The organism is Paenisporosarcina sp. (genome assembly GCF_057785155.1).
The window spans coordinates 22,235-42,048 of the sequence record NZ_JBYNRN010000026.1; the positions used below are offsets into that span (position 1 = coordinate 22,235).

Genomic DNA, 19,814 nt, shown 5'->3' on the forward strand with positions numbered 1-19,814 from the left:
TCTACTATCATACTTGTATACAAGTATACCTAATACAAATAAAGGACTGAGAGTATGGAAAAACGTGAAGAATTCTTATTTCCTTTAAAGTGGATTGCAAACGCTTCCACGGGAGTGCGCTTAGCATCTGAACTACGTATTCGAATTATTTCAGGCTTGATACCAGCGGGTACCGTTTTATCAGAAAATAAATTAGCTCAAGAATTTGAAGTGAGTCGATCACCCATTAGGGAAGCCTTAAAAACATTAGCATCCGAAAATATGATTCGTTTAGAGCGAATGGGTGCTGTCGTTATCGGATTAAATGAACAAGATATTAAAGAATTATATGATGTGCGCCTATTAATCGAGACGTTTGTATATGAACGTATATTAAAGATAGATACAACAGAGTTAGTGCGAGAACTTAGTAAAATCCGCGAAATGATGGAGGTAGCGATTAAATATAAAGATGCGGATGAGTTTTCATACCAAGATGTTTTATTCCATGAGACGGTTATTCGCTCGATTAATCATTCTTACATTTACTTGATTTGGAATAATGCAAAACCTGTTATGGAGAGTTTAATTCTGTTGTCCATGCGGATGAGATTAGAGGAAAAGATAGATGATTTTTCTCGCATCTTAAAAAATCATGACCTGTACATTGAAGCGATACAAAAGAAAGATCGAGATATCATGATTCAAGCTATGCATCAGAATTTTGATGACGTACAAGGTACCGTAGATGATCTTTGGATGTCTCAACAAATGCTCACGAAAAAAGGAGAGCAAAATCAATGACGAACTATATGTTAGGTGTAGATATTGGTACAACTAGCACGAAAGCTGTTTTATTTACACAACAAGGTGAAATCATTCAACAAGAAAACAAGGGGTATCCATTGCACACACCGGATATCTCGACAGCTGAGCAAGATCCAGATGAGATTTTCCAAGCTGTTCTACATGTGATTTCAAAAGTTATAGCGAAATCCAACATATCTTCTGAAGATTTACAGTTCATTTCCTTTAGTAGTGCCATGCATAGTGTAATTGCGATGGACGAGCATGATCAGCCACTTACACAATGTATTACCTGGGCGGATAATCGAAGTGAAGCTTGGACGCGGAAAATTAAAGAAGAAATGAATGGACACGAAGTATACAAACGGACAGGAACACCGATTCATCCGATGTCCCCTTTAAGTAAATTGGCTTGGATTGTGAATGAAAAACCGGAGATCGCCAGTAAAGCGAAAAAATATATAGGCATTAAAGAATATGTCTTTAAAAAGTTATTTGACCAATACGTTGTTGATCATTCCTTGGCTTCAGCTATGGGGATGATGAATCTGAAAGAATTAGATTGGGACAAAGAAGCTTTAACGATTGCAGGAGTTACAAGAGATCAATTATCAAAGTTAGTACCTACAACAGAAACTTTCACAAACTGTCACGCAGAATTTGCCAAGCAGCTTGGCATCAGTTCAGAAACAACTTTTGTGATTGGTGCTAGTGACGGCGTACTTTCTAATATTGGTGTAAATGCCATTGGAAAAGGCGAAGTGGCTGTAACGATTGGTACGAGTGGAGCTATTCGCACAGTCATTGATCGCCCCCAAACGGATGAAAAGGGACGAATTTTCTGCTATGCCTTAACCGAAAAGCATTGGGTTATTGGTGGGCCAGTTAATAATGGAGGAATGGTCCTTCGATGGATTCGTGATGAGTTTGCGTCTTCAGAAGTAGAAACCGCAAAACGATTAGGGATTGATCCGTATGAAGTGTTAATCAAGATTGCTGAACGCGTAAGACCTGGAGCAGATGGTCTTCTATTTCATCCCTACTTAGCGGGAGAAAGAGCACCATTATGGAATCCGGATGTACGCGGTTCGTTCTTTGGTTTAACAATGTCCCATAAAAAAGAACATATGATTCGAGCAGCTCTTGAAGGTGTTATTTACAATTTATACACCGTGTTCTTAGCGTTGCTGGAAGTAATGGATGAACCGGTTGTTCGAATTCAAGCAACTGGTGGTTTCGCAAGATCAGATGTATGGCGTCAAATGATGGCCGACATATTTGACCTAGAAGTGATTGTCCCTGAAAGCTATGAAAGCTCATGTTTAGGGGCTTGTATTTTAGGATTATACGCAATAGGAGAAATCGAATCATTTGATGTTGTATCTGACATGATTGGCAGTACACATAAACACACACCAATCGAAGAAGATGTACAAGAATACCGAGAATTACTACCAATTTTCATTAATGTATCAAGAGTTTTAGAAAAAGAGTATGCAAGCATTGCAAAGTATCAAAGAGGATTATCTAAAAATACGAACTAAAATTGGGGGAAATAAACATGCCGTTATTTATTGTTGCCATCGGAATTGTGTCTTTACTCGTTCTGATTATGGGCTTTAAACTAAATACATTTGTTTCATTAATCATTGTCTCTTTTGGAGTTGCTTTAGGATTAGGAATGCCTTTAGGCAGTATTGTTACATCAATTGAAGCGGGTCTAGGCGGAACGCTTGGACATTTAGCATTAATCTTTGGACTTGGTGCGATGCTTGGTAAATTAATTGCAGATGCGGGTGGGGCTCAACGTATTGCAATGACCTTAATCGATAAATTTGGACCGAAAAACATCCAATGGGCAGTTGTTGTTGCCTCATTCATTATCGGTGTAGCATTATTCTTTGAAGTTGGTTTAGTATTATTAATTCCAATTATCTTCTCCATCTCAAAACAATTAAAAGTATCTATTCTCTATTTAGGAATTCCGATGGCTGCAGCCTTATCTGTAACACATGGTTTCTTACCGCCTCACCCGGGACCGACCGTTATTTCTGGTGAATATGGGGCGAATATTGGAGAGGTATTGCTATATGGCTTTATTATCGCCATCCCTACGGTAATTTTAGCAGGTCCTTTATTTACGAAGATTGCTAAAAAACTTGTTCCGGATTCATTTAACAGAACTGGTGATATTGCCTCTTTAGGAGAACAAAAAACATTTAACCTTGAAGAAACACCAGGATTTGGTATCAGTGTATTTACTGCAATGTTTCCTGTTATTCTTATGTCAATTGCAACCGTTATTACGATGGTTCAACAAACAATGGACATTCCAGATAATATGACGTTTGAAATCGTTCGATTCATAGGGAACGCATCTACCGCTATGTTACTGTCTTTACTATTGGCAATTTACACAATGGGATTAGCACGAAATATTCCAATGAAAGAAGTAATGAATTCTTGTTCTAGTGCAATTGCTAGTATTGGGATGATGTTATTAATTATTGGTGGTGGCGGTGCCTTCAAACAAGTGTTAATCGATGGTGGTGTTGGAGGATACGTTGCTGAACTATTTAGTGATACAACTTTATCACCGATTTTATTAGCATGGATAATCGCAGCTATCTTAAGGATCGCTTTAGGATCAGCAACCGTTGCAGCTTTAACTACTGCTGGCTTAGTCATTCCTTTGTTAGGCACTACGGATGTAAATTTAGCATTAGTAGTTCTTGCAACTGGAGCAGGTAGTTTAATAGCTTCCCATGTAAATGACGCGGGTTTCTGGATGTTCAAAGAGTTCTTTGGTTTAACTCTTAAAGAAACGTTTGCTACATGGACATTACTAGAAACGATTATATCAGTTGCTGGATTAGGCTTTATTTTGCTATTAAGTTTGTTTGTTTAAAAAAGTATATGATTAACTTAATGGTTGATTTGTATAGAAAAACGAGCTTGGAGTAGCCTTCCAAGCTCGTTTTTTTGTCTTTTCTTCATAGCTACATGACAGAAAGTCAAAGAGTATAAATTTTTCAGGAGAGTTAAAGATGATATTAATCTCAAAATTCATCTTTTTTCCAAAGTTTATATGCGTGAAACTCCACAATGCCGTAACCTATTATCATCGACAAAATTGGTACAACATAATACCTCGGAGGTCCAAAGATAAGATTTTTTCCGTTCTTTTAAAAAGCGTTTTATTTCATCCATTTTGTATTTTTCTCACTCCAATTACATTTGTCTCCTTAATCTTCATTTGCCTTTTTTCTCATTGATGATGGTCGAGAATTCTTCATATTCGTTAATTACATGTTTCGATAAGTGGTGAGAATGTTCCTCAATTTTTAGAGGAAGTATTCCTTTACTAAGTTGTTCTTGAAGATACTCAGAAAAACCTTTATCTATTGCTTTAACAAATTTCTCGAAGTTAAATTTATAATTATTAGTAATGGGTTGACCATTTTCGTTAATAGTTAAATGTTCAATAAATAAATTTTTCTCCTCTACAGTGAAAAAATATCTTACCGCAAAACCGAAACCGTCTATTTCATTATTTTTCGTTTTTCCATCCCATAGCCGTAAAAGGACAATGAAAAAAGAAGGTATTGAAAAGAATGCGATCATAAATTTGAAATGGATATCTTGATGATCTCCATTTAATTTAATTTCAACATCTCCGTATCTATAATCTATTTCAAAATGACATGAGTATGGGTGTTCCAAAAAATCACTCCTTTGGTTATCATATTGAAAATTTAGGATAACATAATTATTCAGTGCGAGTTATTAGTATTAATAAGCCTTAAAGTGATGAGCAAAATGCAATAATAGATTTTATAGGATTTTTGCTGATTGAAATGAAGGCGGCGACTCCGAGGGGATCAGCACGAACTATAGACCCTGGACTGAGCATCGCAAGGGAAGCGGCTATAGCCGTGCCTCCCGGAAAGCGTCCGCAGCAATGAAAATCAGCAATTTTTTTTATAGATAAAGAAAAGGGAATCCCATAAAAGTCACGTACATGACTTTTCGGATTCCCCATTTTCAATTTTTTAAAGTAAGTACATTAAACATGTACATTTTCTTTTAATAACTCTTTCACCAGTTCTTTATTGCGCGCTTTAAAGACATCGTTATGAGACGAAACCATTGCTACACTGGCAGCCCCTGGTTCAATATATTGCTTCGCTTTATTCACCGCATTCGCAGCATCTTGAAAAGTCCCTGCAATGAGATTCAGTTTTGCTTCATGTTTTAATATATCCCCCGCTGCAAAGATCCCTGGAACAGAAGCTTCACTGTTCGTGCTTCCTTCAATAAACGATCCATCCGCTAATTGAATTTGAAGGGGGCTGTTTTCAAGTAAGGCAATATCCCGTTCATATCCATGATTAATGACGATTTCATCTACAGCTAAGTATTGTTTTTCACGGGTAGTCGCATGTGTGATTTCAACCGTTTCAATTCTAGAATTGTCACTTGATGCAATCAGTTTTGAGATTGAGTTATGAAACAGACAGATGGCATTGCTTTCAAAAAGTTTAGATACTTGTGCTTCATGACCAGTAAAGTCACCTTTTCGATAGACAACAATAATTTGTTTTGCAATCGGAGCGAGTTCATTAGCCCAGTCAATGGCTGAATTACCGCCACCTGAAATAACGACCGTTTTATCTTTAAAGTGCATTAACGATTTAATTGTGTAATTCAAGTTGCTCACCTCAAATCGGTCAGCGCCTTCAATTTGAAGTTTCTGTGGAGTTAAAATGCCACTACCAATTGCCACAATGATAGTTTTAGAGAAATGATGTTCATTCGAATCAGTGACGAGTTCAAAAATTCGATCATCGCCTTGGTGAATGGCTTCAACTTTTGTATTTAATGCGACGGTTGGTTGGAATGTTAAACCTTGCTCAACTAGTTTTTCGATTAGCAATGCGCCAGGAAGTGGGGGGTGTCCGCCAACGTCCCAAATCATTTTCTCGGGGTAAACATGAATTTTGCCGCCAAGTTGAGGTTGGAATTCAATAATCTTTGTTTTTAAACCACGCAACCCACTATAAAAACTGGCATATAGTCCAGCTGGACCTCCACCAATAATCGTTACATCATAAAGTTCTGATTGTTTCATTCCTTCTTCAATCCTTCCTCAACTTGCATTAAATTCTGACAATTTTTTTTATATTCAATCCTCTTGACAGTTCTAGCTTACCCCATTATAGTTACGTTGTAAATGAAATTGATAATCGTTATCAGTTAAAATACATAAATTATGTTGGGAAGGAGGTAGCAAATGGTTCGGCTACAGGCAAAAGATTTACAAATTCGATATGGTGATCGAACGATTGTCGATGAGCTTTCGATTTCCATTCCAGATGAACAAATAACGGTGATTATTGGCTCTAATGGTTGTGGTAAATCTACCTTGTTAAAGGCTTTAACACGTATAATTCCACATCAAAGTGGATCAATTGTTCTCGACGGTGAAAGTATTGTCAAAGAACCAACGAAACGATTAGCTCAAAAAATTGCGGTTCTACCACAAACACCTGAAAGCGCAGGAGCCTTAACAGTTGGAGAACTGGTTTCATATGGACGGTTCCCTCATCAAAATCGCTTTGGTCAATTGACTAAACGAGATTTAGAGATGATAGATTGGGCACTTGACGTTACAGGTACGAAATTCTTCAAGTCCCATCCAGTCGATTCACTATCAGGTGGACAGCGTCAACGCGTCTGGATTGCCATGGCTCTGGCACAAGAAACAGATATGATTTTCTTGGATGAACCAACTACCTATCTCGACATGGCGCACCAACTTGAAATATTAGAATTACTGCAGCGCTTAAACGCTACAGAAAAACGCACAATTGTGATGGTCCTACACGATCTAAACCACGCAGCCCGTTTTGCAGATTACATTATCGGCATGAAGTTTGGGAAAATAGTTAAGTCCGGACCAAGTGAAGAAATTATCACGAAACCCGTGTTACGCGAGTTGTTTCAAATCGACGCTGAAATTGGCGAAGATCCACGTACAGGAAAACCCATTTGTATTACCTATAATTTAGTTAGAGGAGAATGACATAAAATGAAAAAGTACTCATTCGTATTCATAGCATTACTAGCAATGTTCGTTTTAGCAGCATGTGGAGGTTCTAAAGAAGAAGGATCATCTGCAGATAAAGAAGAAAAGAATTCAGAGCCAACAACGATTACTTATGAATCGGAAAACGGACCAGTAGAAGTTCCAGCAGATCCACAACGCGTATTAGTTCTATCTTCATTTGCTGGTAATGTCATGGCACTTGATGTTCCTCTAGTAGGAGTTGATTCATGGTCAAAAATGAATCCACGCTTCGAAGAAAAGCTTGAAGGTGTAGAAGAAGTAACGGACGAAAATCTAGAAAAAATCATTGAATTAGATCCAGATTTAATCGTCGGCCTATCTAACATCAAAAATGTAGAGAAGTTAAAGGAAATTGCTCCAACGGTTACGTTTACTTACGGTAAAGTTGATTATTTAACACAACATATTGAAATCGGTAAATTGTTGAATAAAGAAGAAGAAGCTCAAACGTGGGTTGATGAATTCAAAACACGTACGCAAGAAATAGGGGACGACATTAAAGCCGAAATCGGTGAAGATGCAACGGTTACAGTAATTGAAAGCTTCGATAAGCAATTATATGTATTCGGCGACAACTGGGGCCGTGGGACAGAAATCTTGTACCAAGAAATGGGTCTGAAAATGCCTGAAAAAGTGAAAGAAATGGCACTAGCTGATGGTTATTATGCATTATCAGCAGAAGTATTACCTGAGTTTACAGGAGATTATTTGATTTTCAGTAAACATAAAGATGCTGACAACTCATTTGAAGAAACTGAAACGTTTAAAAACATCCCTGCAGTGAAAAACAATCAAATGTTTACAGTGGATGCGATGGAATTTTATTTCAATGATCCATTGACTCTTGATTACCAATTAGACTTCTTTAAAGAGTCATTCTTAGGGAACTAATTCATGTTAAATTATCGGATTCAACGCATTCCATATTCCATTAAACTTGGTGTGAGCGTGATTCTGATGATTGTGCTGTTCGGCATGGCTTTAGTTTTCGGAGCGGCCGATACGAATGTTCGTGATGTCCTATCTGCCATATTTAAAGCACCGAATGACCAAGCCATTATGTTGCGGGAAATTCGTTTTCCGCGAGAAGTAGCCGCTGCCCTTGTAGGCGCGGCTCTTGCCGTTTCCGGTGCTATTATTCAGGGCATGACTCGTAACCCCCTTGCCGATCCAGGTTTGTTAGGTCTTACTGCTGGAGCGAATGCAGCACTAGCGATTACGGTGGCATTTTGGCCATCTGTTAATTACTTTGGTGTCATGCTGACGTGTTTTATAGGAGCAGCTGTAGGGGCAATCCTTGTTTTCGGTTTTAGCTCATTTCATCCAGAAGGCTTCACATCTCTTCGAATTATTTTAGCAGGAGCCACGATTTCTGCTTTTCTATATGCCATTGCTGAAGGCATAGGTATTTATTTTAAAATTTCTCAGCAAGTGTCTATGTGGACAGCAGGAGGAATGATTGGGACAACGTGGAATCAAGTGTTTTTGATTGCCCCGATTGTGTTAATTGGAGTGGCAATTTCTCTCATGTGCTCTCGACAATTAACCATTCTTTCGTTAAGTGAAGAAATGGCGGTAGGATTAGGGCAACGCGTTCGATTGATTAAATCAATTTTGTTTGTCTTGGTCATTATTTTAACAGGTGCTTCAGTGGCACTTGTAGGAAATCTTGCGTTTTTCGGCTTAATGGTTCCGCATATTGTAAGGTCGGTTGTCGGAACAGATTACCGATTTGTGCTTCCAATGTCAGCAATAGTAGGAGCTGCGTTTATGCTTCTTGCGGATACAGTCGCTCGTACGATTAATGCACCATATGAAACACCTGTAGCCGCAGTCGTAGCCATAATGGGCTTGCCATTCTTCTTGTACATTGTGCGAAAAGGAGGGCGAAGTTTCACATGATTGAAACCTCTATTATTCGAAAGCAGAGACTTTTATTCATCACTTTCACATTATTAATAATAGCAACTGCCGTAATCGGTATGGGGCTCGGATACGCATCCGTTTCATACGATCGCATTATTCCAACCTTACTCGGTCAAGGGGAGTTTAAAGAAGAATTTGTCCTTTTTTCAGTGCGCTTACCACGTATTGTCATTACTTTATTAGCCGGAATGGCTTTGGCTCTTTCAGGTGCTTTGCTGCAAGGAATTACACGAAATGAGTTAGCGGATCCTGGAATTATCGGAATAAATTCTGGAGCAGGCGTAGCGGTTGCCATATTCTTTCTTTATTTCCCAGCAGAAGCAGGTACATTTATTTACGCCCTTCCTTTTGTCGCATTTCTTGGAGCTTTGCTCACGGCAGTTATTATTTATGTATTTTCCTATAGCAGAACAACGGGCATGCAGCCAGTGAAACTAGTATTAGTGGGAGTCGGAATGTCGATGGCTTTGTCAGGCGCAATGATTGTCATGATTTCATCAGCTGATCGCATCAAAGTGGATTTCATCGCTCGATGGCTTGCGGGAGATATTTGGGGAACGGATTGGCCATTTGTCTTGGCTATACTCCCTTGGTTAATTATCCTCATACCATTTTCATTAATAAAAGCGAATCGCTTAAACATTCTTGGTCTAGGTGAACCGGTAGCCATAGGAGTTGGTCTATCTGTACAAAAAGAACGAATTGTACTAACGTTAGCGGCTGTCGCACTTGCTGCATCAGCTGTTTCAGTGACGGGTGGGATTTCGTTTATTGGATTAATGGCACCACATATTGCACGTACTCTTGTTGGTCCAAGACATCAGTTGTTTCTGCCAATGAGTTTACTAATTGGAGGCTGGCTGTTACTTATTGCGGATACAATCGGTCGCAATATCGTAGAACCGAATGGTCTTCCAGCTGGAGTGATGGTAGCTCTCATTGGTGCACCTTATTTTATATATTTATTAACGAAGAAGTAGAAAATAGCACTCCTAATGGGGTGCTATTTTTGTGTTTTTATTTTGTTTTTTCTTATCAATAGTGAATAGGAAAATATGAAGAAGTGTTGATTTCCATTGCGCCGGACGCTTTCCGGGGGGCACTTCTTTAGCCGCTTCCCTCGCGGTGCTCAGTCCAGGGTCTAAAGTTCGTGCTATTTCCCCTGGAGTCGCCGCCTTCATTCCAATCAACAAGAATCGTGATTAAATAAAAATATACACATTTGATTTTAATTAAATCTACAAAATTCGGTATTTATGATCTGGAAAATCTACCTGCAAACCTATCTTACCGAAATCAAGATTGTCTTTTCTTTTTTTAAAAACCCTGATTTTTATAAACCTCCGCTACTATTTACGTTGTTATGCGTATTTGCATCTCTAAAAGCAGCATCAGAGCTCTTACCCTTTGGAGGAGCTTTGATTTCTTTAAAACTTTTGTTTTTAATATCATACAAAATGCCGAATACAACTAAACCAATTGGGATCAAAATGAGAAACCAAATCATTATTAACACTCCATTCATATTTAAATTTGTATAAATTGCATATTTACGTGAATATACCGTTAAGCAGTACAAACAAAGATGGTATATTTCCTTTCATATATATGCAGAGCCACTCTGTATAACCCACCGCGATCGTATAAGCTTCCAAAATTCGATTAGTCCGTGTTTAATATTAATTCGATACCGCTACTAAAAATACCTCCTTTTTCCATTAAATTAAGTTAAATCCATAAGACTGGTTAATGAACAACGATTGTTTCCTTGATCGCCATGTTAGAAAAGCAATCAGGAAAACCTGTTGAATTGGGTCACCAAAGATTATGAGAAGAATGCGTATAGAAAAAAACTCTAAGACCTATTCTAGGAACAAAGAAAAAATGGGGAGGTGTCCCATGTTTAATAAAAACTTTAAAAATATGTTCAAGAAAAAAGTATCAAAGCAAGAAGCTCGTTCTGACTCTGAAAGTCTAAAACCAAAGTCTATAAATATTAATTCACATGATAAAAAAATAATCTCGGCTGATAAAGATGGGTTTATTTCTGTTATCAAAAAGGAGTCGAATAACCCATCTGATTTAAAAACTAAATTTATTACTGAGGACTTTACTCTTTTCTACATAGAAAATTTGGTAGATAGCCGAGTTCTTAATAAACACATTCTTCCGGTTGTGCTTAATAACCCAAGTTCATCTCCATCCGAGCTGAAATTCCAATTACAAATACCTGAAGTGAATATGACAGAGAAGTTGGATTTAGCCATACTCGAACTGTTTAGTGGAACAGCTCTCATTCATAAAAATGGGCATCCAACTGTTTTATTGGCAAAAATTAATACAAGAGACTCTCGATCATTATCTGCACCAGAAAATGAATCTCAAGTAATCGGTTCTCAAGTCGGATTCAATGAAAGCCTATCTACAAATGAATCTCTGGTTAGGCGATATATTCGAACACCGGATCTGTATATTGAAAAACTCTCTGTTGGCAAAATTTCCAATACAACTGTTTCCATTCTATATCTCAAAAGCATTGCCTCGGAGGAAATGGTTCAAACACTTCGGCAAAGAATAACCGATTTAAAGATTGACGCATTACTGGATAGTTCCTTTCTGGCGGAAATGATAGACGATAATTCGTTATCTCCTTTTCCACAGATGCTTTTAACTGAAAGACCTGACCGGTTTTGTGATGGGCTAATAAATGGAAAGTTGGGGATTCTTGTAGATGGAAGCTCGATGGCCATTGTTTGCCCGCATTCATTTATCGAGTTTTTCCAAAGTAGAGAGGACCAAAATCTTAGGTGGCCAATTGCCTCTTTTCTTAGATTATTGAGGTTTGGCGCCGTTTTTTTATCAGTATATTTAACACCTTTATATGTAGCTGCATTGACCTTTCATTATGAGGTGATTCCTCAATCCCTACTAGTTCCTTTAAGTGAATCAAGGGCGTTAGTTCCTTTTCCACCGATAATTGAGGCATTACTACTAGAACTCATCATTGAGTTACTTAGAGAAGCTGGAGCTCGATTACCAACCAAAGTAGGTCAGACTATTGGTATCGTAGGCGGTATTGTCATTGGGACTGCTGCTGTTCAGGCAGGTATTACGAGTAATATATTAATTATTATTGTTGCTTTAAGTGCACTTGCATCCTTTACAACACCAAGTTATATGATGGGGAATGTTATTCGTGCCATTCGATTTCCTATTATCATTCTTGCAGGCTTTTGGGGATTTTATGGCATCATGCTTGGATTCTGTTTTTTACTCATTCACTTAATTAAACAATCAAGTTTAGGTACGCCTTATACTGCACCATTTTATCCACCTCGATTGGTTGATTGGCGGGACAGTATTGTCAGATTGCCTCTGACATTAACTAATTTAAGACCTACAAGTTCAAGAGCTAAAAAAAGAAAGAAATTTGAATCAGAACCGATCAATCCAGAAAAAAGTTGAACTGAAGGTGTTTTGATGAAAAATATGATTCACGTAAAACCCCAACATATGATAAATGCTTTCCTAGTCTTTTTCGTTGTTCACACAACACAAATTGGTGTTGGTATTCACGGATTTCAGCGAATCATTTACCAAGAAGCTAAACATGATGCATGGATTTCCGTACTTGTCATTGGACTTGCTACACATGTCATTGCCATCGTCATGATAAAGACGTTGGAGATGTATGATTCACACGATCTGTATGGAATTAATCGCGAAGTTTTTGGTACTTGGATTGGGAATTTTATAAACGTCATTTACGTCTTTTACTGCTCGGTAGCATTTTACTCAGTCTTGAGAAACTATATAGAAGTGGTTCAAACGTGGATATTTCCGTTACTAAGTACGTGGTTTATTTCCGCAACACTATTATTACTCGTAATTTATACATTCTTAGGAGGTTTACGTGTAATTGTTGGTGTTGCTTTCTTTAGTTTTGTATTGGCATTTTGGCTCATTTTTTTTCTGGTATTTCCACTTCAATATTCAGATCCACAAAGTCTGTTTCCAATACTTGAAAGTGAATTCATTGATATATTGAAAGGTGCAAAAGCGATGACTTTTACGATTATAGGATTTGAAATTTTGTATATTATTTTTCCTTTTGTGAAGGAAAAGAAAAAAATAGCAAAGCCTGTTCATTACGGTTTACTCCTCACTACGTTGATGTATCTAGCCATTATATTAGTCTCATTGACCTACTTTAGTGGTGAACAGTTAAGTAAAACCATTTGGGCAACATTATCACTGTTTAGTATTGTTCAATTTCCATTTTTAGAGCGTTTTGAATTTTTAGCAGTCTGTTTTTGGATGCTGATTATTTTGCCTAACCTATGCCTATATGTATGGGCAGCACACAGGGGATTGAAGGGTATAATCAATATCAATGCAAAAAAATTTATATGGGTATTTTCAATCATTGTTCTACTTCTAACAATTTCTATTAAGTCCCGCATTCAAATAAACGCCGTAAATAATATTTTTGCGCAAGTAGCATTCTATGTCGTATTTATCTATCCGTTAGTCCTTTATGTACTTGCACTGGTTAAGAAAAAACTCACGTCTCAACGGGGGGTAACATAATGCGTATGACTAAACATGGCATTTTAATTCTATCCTTCACTTTACTTATAGGCGGGTGTGCTGAACAGAAACTTTTAGAGAAAATTGGATTGATCACTTTGGTTGGCTATGATCTGGATGAGGACGGGAAAGTGTCGACTACCGCTGTCATTCGGCAAGTGGACCCAGAATTTCAAAGTATGGTAACGACTTCAACGGCCGTAAATGACTCAAGTCTAGGAGCACTGACAGAAATAAATCGTAAAACGTCGAAAAAATTAATGCCGGGACAGATGAGAATTGTTTTGTTTGGTGAAACCCTCGCAACTGAAGGTATTGGACATTTTCTAGATACATTATCTAAGAATTCATCAACCAGTAGTGGAATACTTTTGGCCATGACTCCCGGAAATTCAAAGGACTTGCTGGAATATCCATATCAAAACATGAATGATGTTGGACAAGAAATATATAAGCTAATCGAACAAAATGTGGAGGCTGAGCAAGTCACATCTTCGACTTTACATGAAGTTGTCCAAGACTATTATTCTGTTGGCAGGGATATTATTATGCCAATCATCGTGAGAAAAGGTGAAGTAATCGAGGTTTCAAACGTGGCATTATTTAATAAAGATAAATTAGTTGGGCAACTCCCTGCAAAAGACAGTTTTTATTTGTTATTAAATAGAGGGAAGTTTAAATCTGGTAAATTTGAAACTTCTATTCCAGGGGACATATTCTCTTCTGATCGATCTAATTCCTCGGAAACTGTTCCTGTTGTTCTTGATACAATCACGTCAAAAAAGAAATTGAAATTAACTGACCAAACAGTTCCGGAATTTGATTTACACATTGATTTAGATGCGAGAATACTCGAAGTAGAAGCAGAAGTGGATTTTGATAATCCTAAAGAAGTCGAAAAACTCGAAAAAGCTATCAATCAAAGCCTGACTGAGGAACTAAAATCCATACTAGACTATTGTCAGGAAATAAATTCAGATGTATTTGGACTCGGTGAACAATATCGAAGTCAAGTCCGCAACTCAAAACTTACACATGAAAGTTGGCATGACAAGTATCCAACGGCAAAAGTTAATATTACAGTAAATTTTAAAATACTTCGAAGTGGTGTTTTTGAATAACGTTTGCTCAATGAATGGGGCATTTTTAGTAATATAAACCGATAGACTTTCTTTGTGTTGAAGCTGGTTTTTATAGTCAACCGCCTTCATTTTCAGTTTTACAACAGCCAGAAGCTCAATTTGTATTGAGCTCCTTTTTTATTTACGAAGATTTTTCATGCGTTGGTGTAATAAACCTTCTGACTGTTCGTTTTCTCCCGTAACAAATTCCGTCATATACGTTGTTAAATATTTGCCAAAGTTGTTTTTGGTTTTAATTAATAGCTCATCAACATAATAAGCACCTTTTTCTAAGTTATCTAAGAACAGAACTGATAGGGAAGCATAAACACCGCAAGCGACTTGAAAGTACGTTGCATTTATCTTGTACTCGGAATAGACGGATTGGTTGCTTAAGACGTTATACATATAGCGTTCCTTGTCAGGATAAACGAGGAGTACACCAACTAAATCCTCCCCACGTAAAGGAGCTTCATTAGGATCGAGAACCTTCATCTCATGGTTCCATAATTTGTCTACATCCTTTATATTTTCTCGGATTAGATTAGTCGTGTGCTCATTGACCTTATAAAGAAATCCGCCTTCCATGTCGTATTGCTTACAAAGGGTATAAACTTCCTCGTGGGGCATTAAACAGCCATCAAACTCTATATCTCCTAGCTTGACTTTAAATTCAAGATCATACACTTTCTCATAGAAAAAGAGGGGATTGTGGTGTTGCATAAACATCGGAAAACTCAAGATAGCTTCGTCAAGAAAACACTCTGGTGACCAAGTCGTATAAATCGTATCTTTTTTAGCGATTTTTGGATTTTTATAGAATGAATTATCATGCTCCACTATATAGCAACCAATAGGTTTGTTTTCAGGTGAATCAGTCTTGAGTAATTCGTGTACCATCCACTGGACGACTCCAGGGTTCATTCCAGATCCGATAATAGCGGTTAGATTTGAAAAGTTATCCTTGTACTTTTCAAGGTGTCTAAATCGCTCAATCAAACCAAATCCCTCATACAACTCTTCATTTTCATCAATCATCGTGTTTTCCAATGCTGTGTTCACATAACTGATTCCTACCTCATTACAACATGTCATCATTTCAACCGTGTCCGCCCATGACAGGTCAATAACGACATCAGTTTGACTCTTTTTTAGGTGCTCGGTAAATTGCTTCGTGTCTTTCAAATCATATTTATGCAAGATGAATTGATCTTTCAACTGCGGGAATAATTGTGAATAGGTAAAAGCATCTTTTTGTTCATAATCAATCAAATGAATTTTACATTTACTCATAATGTGATGAAGTGGATCGTTCTGATTCATTGCAGATTTATTTAAAATAGAGAGAATGCCGTTAGCAACTCCGCCAGCACTACCAAGAATGCTAATTACATAATGTTGTTTCTTCAAACCAAAACCCCATTTAGTTTTATTCATAACCTATGTAATCAAAGAGGAAATGGTCTCAACTCTAATATGTCTGAATCAAACCGTTTAATTGACATTAAAAATAAAACAGTGTAATATTATCTTTAATTCAAGATATCTTAATTAAACATAATTAAAATTAACCATAGAAAGAGGTGTTGCGAAATGGAAAGCAAGTCATTGAAATCATTTATTGTTTTAATGAAAGCATCAAAATCAGTTCAAGAATTGATTACAACAGACATTACCTCCTATGACATGCGCACATCTGATTTTGTCATTATGGAAACCCTCTATCATAAAGGGAGACAAACCATTCGCCAAATAGCTGAAGCTGTCTTGATTAAAACGGGTTCGATTACGTACGTCATCGATAAAATAGAAGATAAGGGCTGGCTGACACGAAGTGATTGCAAAGAGGATCGTCGTGTTGTTTATATAGAATTAACTGACGAGGGAAAACAAGTAATGGATTCAATTTTTCCGCAGCATCAACTCGTCATTGAAGATATTTTTTCTGAACTCACAGAACAAGAACACGATGTATTGATCGATTTATTAAAAAGAGTAGGGAAAAAAGTGCCAACACAAAAAGGAGTGACAACAAAATGAAACGAACAGCAGGGATTCACCATATAACAGCGATTGTAGGACACCCACAACAAAATGTAGATTTTTACGCAGGAATATTGGGTTTACGAATGGTTAAAAAAACAGTGAACTTCGACGATCCAGGTACGTATCATTTGTACTTTGGTAATGACGGAGGAAAACCAGGAACGATTATCACGTTTTTCCCATGGGCAGACGCTTATCCTGGTGTAATCGGAGATGGGCAAGTAGGAGTGACTTCATATGTTGTGCCTACAGGTGCTTTTGCGTTTTGGGAAAACCGGTTAGCTAAATTTAATATCGAGTTTTCGAAATCAGAGCGTTTTGGCGAAAGATATTTGACGTTTAAAGATACGCACGGCTTACAACTTGAATTAGTTGAGCGAGCAGATGGAGACCAAAGTTCATGGGCTTTTGGAGAAGTGACATCTGATGTAGCCATTAAAGGATTTGGCGGAGCAACTTTGTTTTCAGCTCAACCAGACCAAACAGCTAAATTATTAGTAGACGTGATGGGTCTTGAAAAAATCGCGGAAGAAAATGGCTTGCTGCGATTCAAATCGTATGGCGATATCGGAAATATAATTGATGTGAAATCATCGCCAAGTGGACGAGGACAAATGGGAGTGGGAACAGTTCACCATATTGCATGGCGTGCTGAAGATGACGCCGATCAGTTAGAGTGGCGTGAACATGTTGGAAATGCTGGATACGGAGTGACACCTGTCCAAGACCGCAATTACTTTAATGCGATTTACTTTAAAGAACGTGGCGAGATTTTATTCGAAATTGCAACGGATCCTCCAGGGTTTGCACATGATGAATCCGGTGAAACAATGGGAACCGAGTTGAAATTACCAGCTCAGTATGAACAACATCGAGATGCATTAATGAATGTCTTAATTCCAATCGAAGTTCGAAATTTAGATTATGAAGGGTGAGAAGAAAATGACAATGAGACATCTTTTTCAACAAGGGAATGACCCTACTAGACCTACATTGCTTTTGCTACACGGAACAGGTGGGACAGAGCATGACTTGCTTTCATTAGCATCAAAAGTAGATCCGGAAGCGAATGTACTTAGTGTAAGAGGAAATGTATTAGAAAACGGGATGCCTCGCTTTTTCAAGCGTTTAGCGGAAGGCATATTTGATGAAGAGGACTTAGTTTTCCGTACAAAAGAATTAAATGACTTTCTAGATCAAGCAGCAACCGAATATGGTTTTGACCGCTATAATATCTACGCTGTGGGCTATTCGAATGGGGCTAATATAGCTGCAAGCTTATTATTTCATTACGAAGATTCATTAAAAGGCGCCATGTTACATCATCCAATGGTTCCGAGAAGAGGAATTGAGCTGCCGGATTTAGCTGGGAAACAGGTGTTCATTGGAGCGGGTTCTAATGACCCGATTTGTCCGGCGCAAGAATCTGAAGACTTGAAAGCCTTGTTAGAACAAGCCGGTGCAGAAGTGACATTGGAATGGGAAACCAATGGCCATCAACTAACGTTTAGTGAAGTGGAAAAAGCTACTGCGTGGTATCAAAATAAATAATCGATCGTATGCAACCAATCAGAAAGAGATTTTTCTCTAGCTGGTTGGTTTTTTTGTTGATATGAAAGTTAAGATTACGGATATTAGTAATGGGATAAGACAGTGCGCACTTTTTCTTTTCCAAAGTAAGCTATGTTTGTCTTATTTGCTAATGCTGATTGGAATGGCAGTGGCCAAAAACACTACCTCTTATATCGTTGTCTAGCTTCGTCGGAAAGAAGGGGATGTCACATGAGCCCCTAAACAGATTAAGCTTTATAAAAAGATGTTTTTTTAAGGGTTCCGTTTTCGTATACAAAAACTAAATTATCACGCCAATTCGCATCGGAAATTGATTTTACATTTTTAATGATATATGAGTGGTTTAAACCGAATTGAGGGTAAATTATCAACACTTTTTAACAGGTTGACAGCAGTTAGTGTTAGTGTGCGAATTCGTATGTTAATTTCGTTGAAAATAAGATCTAAAGTTTAAAAAGTCTAATTGGATATTTATGTTAAAATGAAAGAAAACCTATGAACTAACGGAGCAGTTTAGTAGAAGAAGTTTTATGAAACGTTTTTCGGTGTTTACTCGTAAAATTTATGAGAGGAAGTGTCATTTAAATGAAAAAAATTATTTTAGCTTTATTTATGATACTGACAATAGGATTGTTGTCTGCATGCACTGAAAATACAAGTAATGAAACCGAAGAACCAAAACAAGAAGAAAGAGTAAATGAAAACAAAAATGATGTTAGTTATGAAATCCCAGAGAATGACTGGGAATTGTCTTCAACATTTCAACATTCAGTTGAATATGAAAGTGGCGAAGATGGTTCATATACCGTTGTGGGAAATAAAGACGGCATAGGTTTTACTGGTCCGTTACCAATTATAGCAAAAGACAAACAGAAATATTTTTGGTTTTATTTTGGAAAGGAAAATATCTACGATAAACCAGTAGAAGTAAAAGCCATAAAAAAAGGAACAGAGGAACTTGTTGATGTCCTTTCAGGTCCAAGTACCTTTTATGAGAGTGCTGAGGTAAGCCCTGATAGTGTGAATATGCCTTCACACTTAAGATTTCCATCAGCAGGGATATGGAAAGTCCTCGTATATATTGACGAAGAACTTTATGAAAGTATTGTTGTAGAAATTGTATAGAATTGCTTTATTGAAGTAACGGGTGCTTGTGCGGCCGAGCCTAGGTCGTATCATATAGCGGGTGGGATTCCCGTCGAGATAGAACTAGCCATTCACTCGTAGCGAGTCTTGGAGGGCTAATGGTAACAGTAGCCTTTAAGCGTAGACAGTTAGGTGGCGGGCCGAAAGCCAATTGGTTGAAGGGATTGAGCTCCATAATGTTAGTAAATCGAGAGGGCTGATGCCTTAAGCACAGCAGAAAGCTACATTTTATCCATCGTTAAAGGCAAGAAGGATAAAACCTCTCTGGAGTCAGAGACCTTGGCACGTCACACATTGATATGATACGGCAACTCAGGAGACCCTACCGGTCTTTTCTTTTTTTAGAAGAGTATGGTGTACAAGCGATAATAAGCAAGGAAACCAAATGCCGTTGTAGGGAGTCGGATAGCAGCGTAGTACCAATGAAGTTGGGTAATGCCGATGGAGGAAAGGCTGCTACCAAGTGATCACCCTCACTAGGGACACATTTACTACAC

The 19,814-nt window shown here is 37.7% G+C and carries 18 protein-coding genes; 14 read left to right on the top strand and 4 right to left on the bottom strand.

What is annotated here, in order from left to right; all coding sequences use genetic code 11:
* The first annotated feature begins 54 nt into the window (after nt 1-54).
* From AC3EA5_RS10865 to AC3EA5_RS10875, 3 genes are read left to right on the top strand one after another with little or no spacing between them, the layout of a single operon-like run.
* The gene (locus AC3EA5_RS10865) at nt 55-783 is read left to right on the top strand and encodes a GntR family transcriptional regulator (protein ID WP_488608368.1); all 729 of its coding nucleotides are present in this window, start codon (nt 55-57) and stop codon (nt 781-783) included.
* Nucleotides 780-2,330, top strand: a complete 1,551-nt coding sequence (gene gntK, locus AC3EA5_RS10870; protein WP_488608369.1) for a gluconokinase — start codon at nt 780-782, stop codon at nt 2,328-2,330. Before AC3EA5_RS10865 ends, gntK begins: the two co-directional genes overlap by 4 nt.
* Before the next feature lie 17 nt (nt 2,331-2,347).
* Nucleotides 2,348-3,694: a GntP family permease gene (locus AC3EA5_RS10875; RefSeq protein WP_488608370.1), complete on the top strand. Its 1,347-nt coding sequence runs from the start codon at nt 2,348-2,350 to the stop codon at nt 3,692-3,694.
* Nucleotides 3,695-4,038: 344 nt separating this feature from the next.
* On the opposite strand, the gene AC3EA5_RS10880 is transcribed toward AC3EA5_RS10875, so the two are convergent.
* Entirely contained in the window at nt 4,039-4,509 is a 471-nt protein-coding gene (locus tag AC3EA5_RS10880; RefSeq protein WP_488608371.1) for a hypothetical protein, read from the bottom strand.
* A 343-nt stretch (nt 4,510-4,852) separates the two neighbouring features.
* Complete coding sequence (locus AC3EA5_RS10885) at nt 4,853-5,917, bottom strand: NAD(P)/FAD-dependent oxidoreductase (RefSeq protein WP_488608372.1); 1,065 nt, start codon at nt 5,915-5,917, stop codon at nt 4,853-4,855.
* A 162-nt stretch (nt 5,918-6,079) separates the two neighbouring features.
* On the opposite strand from AC3EA5_RS10885, the gene AC3EA5_RS10890 reads away from it, so the two are divergent.
* From AC3EA5_RS10890 to AC3EA5_RS10905, 4 genes are read left to right on the top strand one after another with little or no spacing between them, the layout of a single operon-like run.
* Nucleotides 6,080-6,871 (top strand): ABC transporter ATP-binding protein, encoded by a 792-nt coding sequence (locus AC3EA5_RS10890; protein WP_488608373.1) that lies wholly within the window; start codon nt 6,080-6,082, stop codon nt 6,869-6,871.
* 6 nt (nt 6,872-6,877) lie between these two features.
* A complete protein-coding gene (locus AC3EA5_RS10895) occupies nt 6,878-7,807 on the top strand; it encodes an iron-hydroxamate ABC transporter substrate-binding protein (protein ID WP_488608374.1) in 930 nt (309 codons plus the stop codon).
* Nucleotides 7,808-7,810: 3 nt separating this feature from the next.
* The gene (locus AC3EA5_RS10900) at nt 7,811-8,818 is read left to right on the top strand and encodes a FecCD family ABC transporter permease (RefSeq protein ID WP_488608375.1); all 1,008 of its coding nucleotides are present in this window, start codon (nt 7,811-7,813) and stop codon (nt 8,816-8,818) included.
* On the top strand, nt 8,815-9,822 hold the full coding sequence (locus AC3EA5_RS10905; RefSeq protein WP_488608376.1) for a FecCD family ABC transporter permease: 1,008 nt from the start codon (nt 8,815-8,817) through the stop codon (nt 9,820-9,822). The genes AC3EA5_RS10900 and AC3EA5_RS10905 overlap by 4 nt, the downstream gene beginning before the upstream one ends.
* Before the next feature lie 353 nt (nt 9,823-10,175).
* Here AC3EA5_RS10905 and AC3EA5_RS10910 read toward each other — a convergent pair whose 3' ends face one another.
* Nucleotides 10,176-10,349 (bottom strand): hypothetical protein, encoded by a 174-nt coding sequence (locus tag AC3EA5_RS10910; protein ID WP_488608377.1) that lies wholly within the window; start codon nt 10,347-10,349, stop codon nt 10,176-10,178.
* A 392-nt stretch (nt 10,350-10,741) separates the two neighbouring features.
* On the opposite strand from AC3EA5_RS10910, the gene AC3EA5_RS10915 reads away from it, so the two are divergent.
* From AC3EA5_RS10915 to AC3EA5_RS10925, 3 genes are read left to right on the top strand one after another with little or no spacing between them, the layout of a single operon-like run.
* Complete coding sequence (locus AC3EA5_RS10915; protein WP_488608378.1) at nt 10,742-12,307, top strand: spore germination protein; 1,566 nt, start codon at nt 10,742-10,744, stop codon at nt 12,305-12,307.
* Between the two features lie 15 nt (nt 12,308-12,322).
* A complete protein-coding gene (locus tag AC3EA5_RS10920; RefSeq protein WP_488608379.1) occupies nt 12,323-13,432 on the top strand; it encodes a GerAB/ArcD/ProY family transporter in 1,110 nt (369 codons plus the stop codon).
* Nucleotides 13,432-14,553, top strand: a complete 1,122-nt coding sequence (locus tag AC3EA5_RS10925; RefSeq protein WP_488608380.1) for a Ger(x)C family spore germination protein — start codon at nt 13,432-13,434, stop codon at nt 14,551-14,553. The genes AC3EA5_RS10920 and AC3EA5_RS10925 overlap by 1 nt, the downstream gene beginning before the upstream one ends.
* 138 nt (nt 14,554-14,691) lie before the next feature.
* Here AC3EA5_RS10925 and AC3EA5_RS10930 read toward each other — a convergent pair whose 3' ends face one another.
* Nucleotides 14,692-15,990, bottom strand: a complete 1,299-nt coding sequence (locus AC3EA5_RS10930) for a saccharopine dehydrogenase NADP-binding domain-containing protein (RefSeq protein ID WP_488608381.1) — start codon at nt 15,988-15,990, stop codon at nt 14,692-14,694.
* 156 nt (nt 15,991-16,146) lie between these two features.
* Between AC3EA5_RS10930 and AC3EA5_RS10935 the strand changes: the two genes are divergently transcribed.
* The 4 genes from AC3EA5_RS10935 (at nt 16,147) to AC3EA5_RS10950 (ending at nt 19,296) form a co-directional block, all read left to right on the top strand.
* Nucleotides 16,147-16,593: a MarR family winged helix-turn-helix transcriptional regulator gene (locus tag AC3EA5_RS10935; protein WP_488608382.1), complete on the top strand. Its 447-nt coding sequence runs from the start codon at nt 16,147-16,149 to the stop codon at nt 16,591-16,593.
* Nucleotides 16,590-17,534, top strand: coding sequence for a ring-cleaving dioxygenase (locus tag AC3EA5_RS10940; protein WP_488608383.1), 945 nt, complete (start codon nt 16,590-16,592; stop codon nt 17,532-17,534). Before AC3EA5_RS10935 ends, AC3EA5_RS10940 begins: the two co-directional genes overlap by 4 nt.
* Nucleotides 17,535-17,547: 13 nt before the next feature.
* Nucleotides 17,548-18,150 (top strand): alpha/beta hydrolase, encoded by a 603-nt coding sequence (locus AC3EA5_RS10945; protein WP_488608385.1) that lies wholly within the window; start codon nt 17,548-17,550, stop codon nt 18,148-18,150.
* A 606-nt stretch (nt 18,151-18,756) separates the two neighbouring features.
* Nucleotides 18,757-19,296 carry a DUF4871 domain-containing protein gene (locus tag AC3EA5_RS10950; RefSeq protein WP_488608384.1) on the top strand — a complete coding sequence of 180 codons (540 nt, stop codon included), beginning with the start codon at nt 18,757-18,759 and terminating at the stop codon, nt 19,294-19,296.
* Nucleotides 19,297-19,814 lie beyond the last annotated feature (518 nt).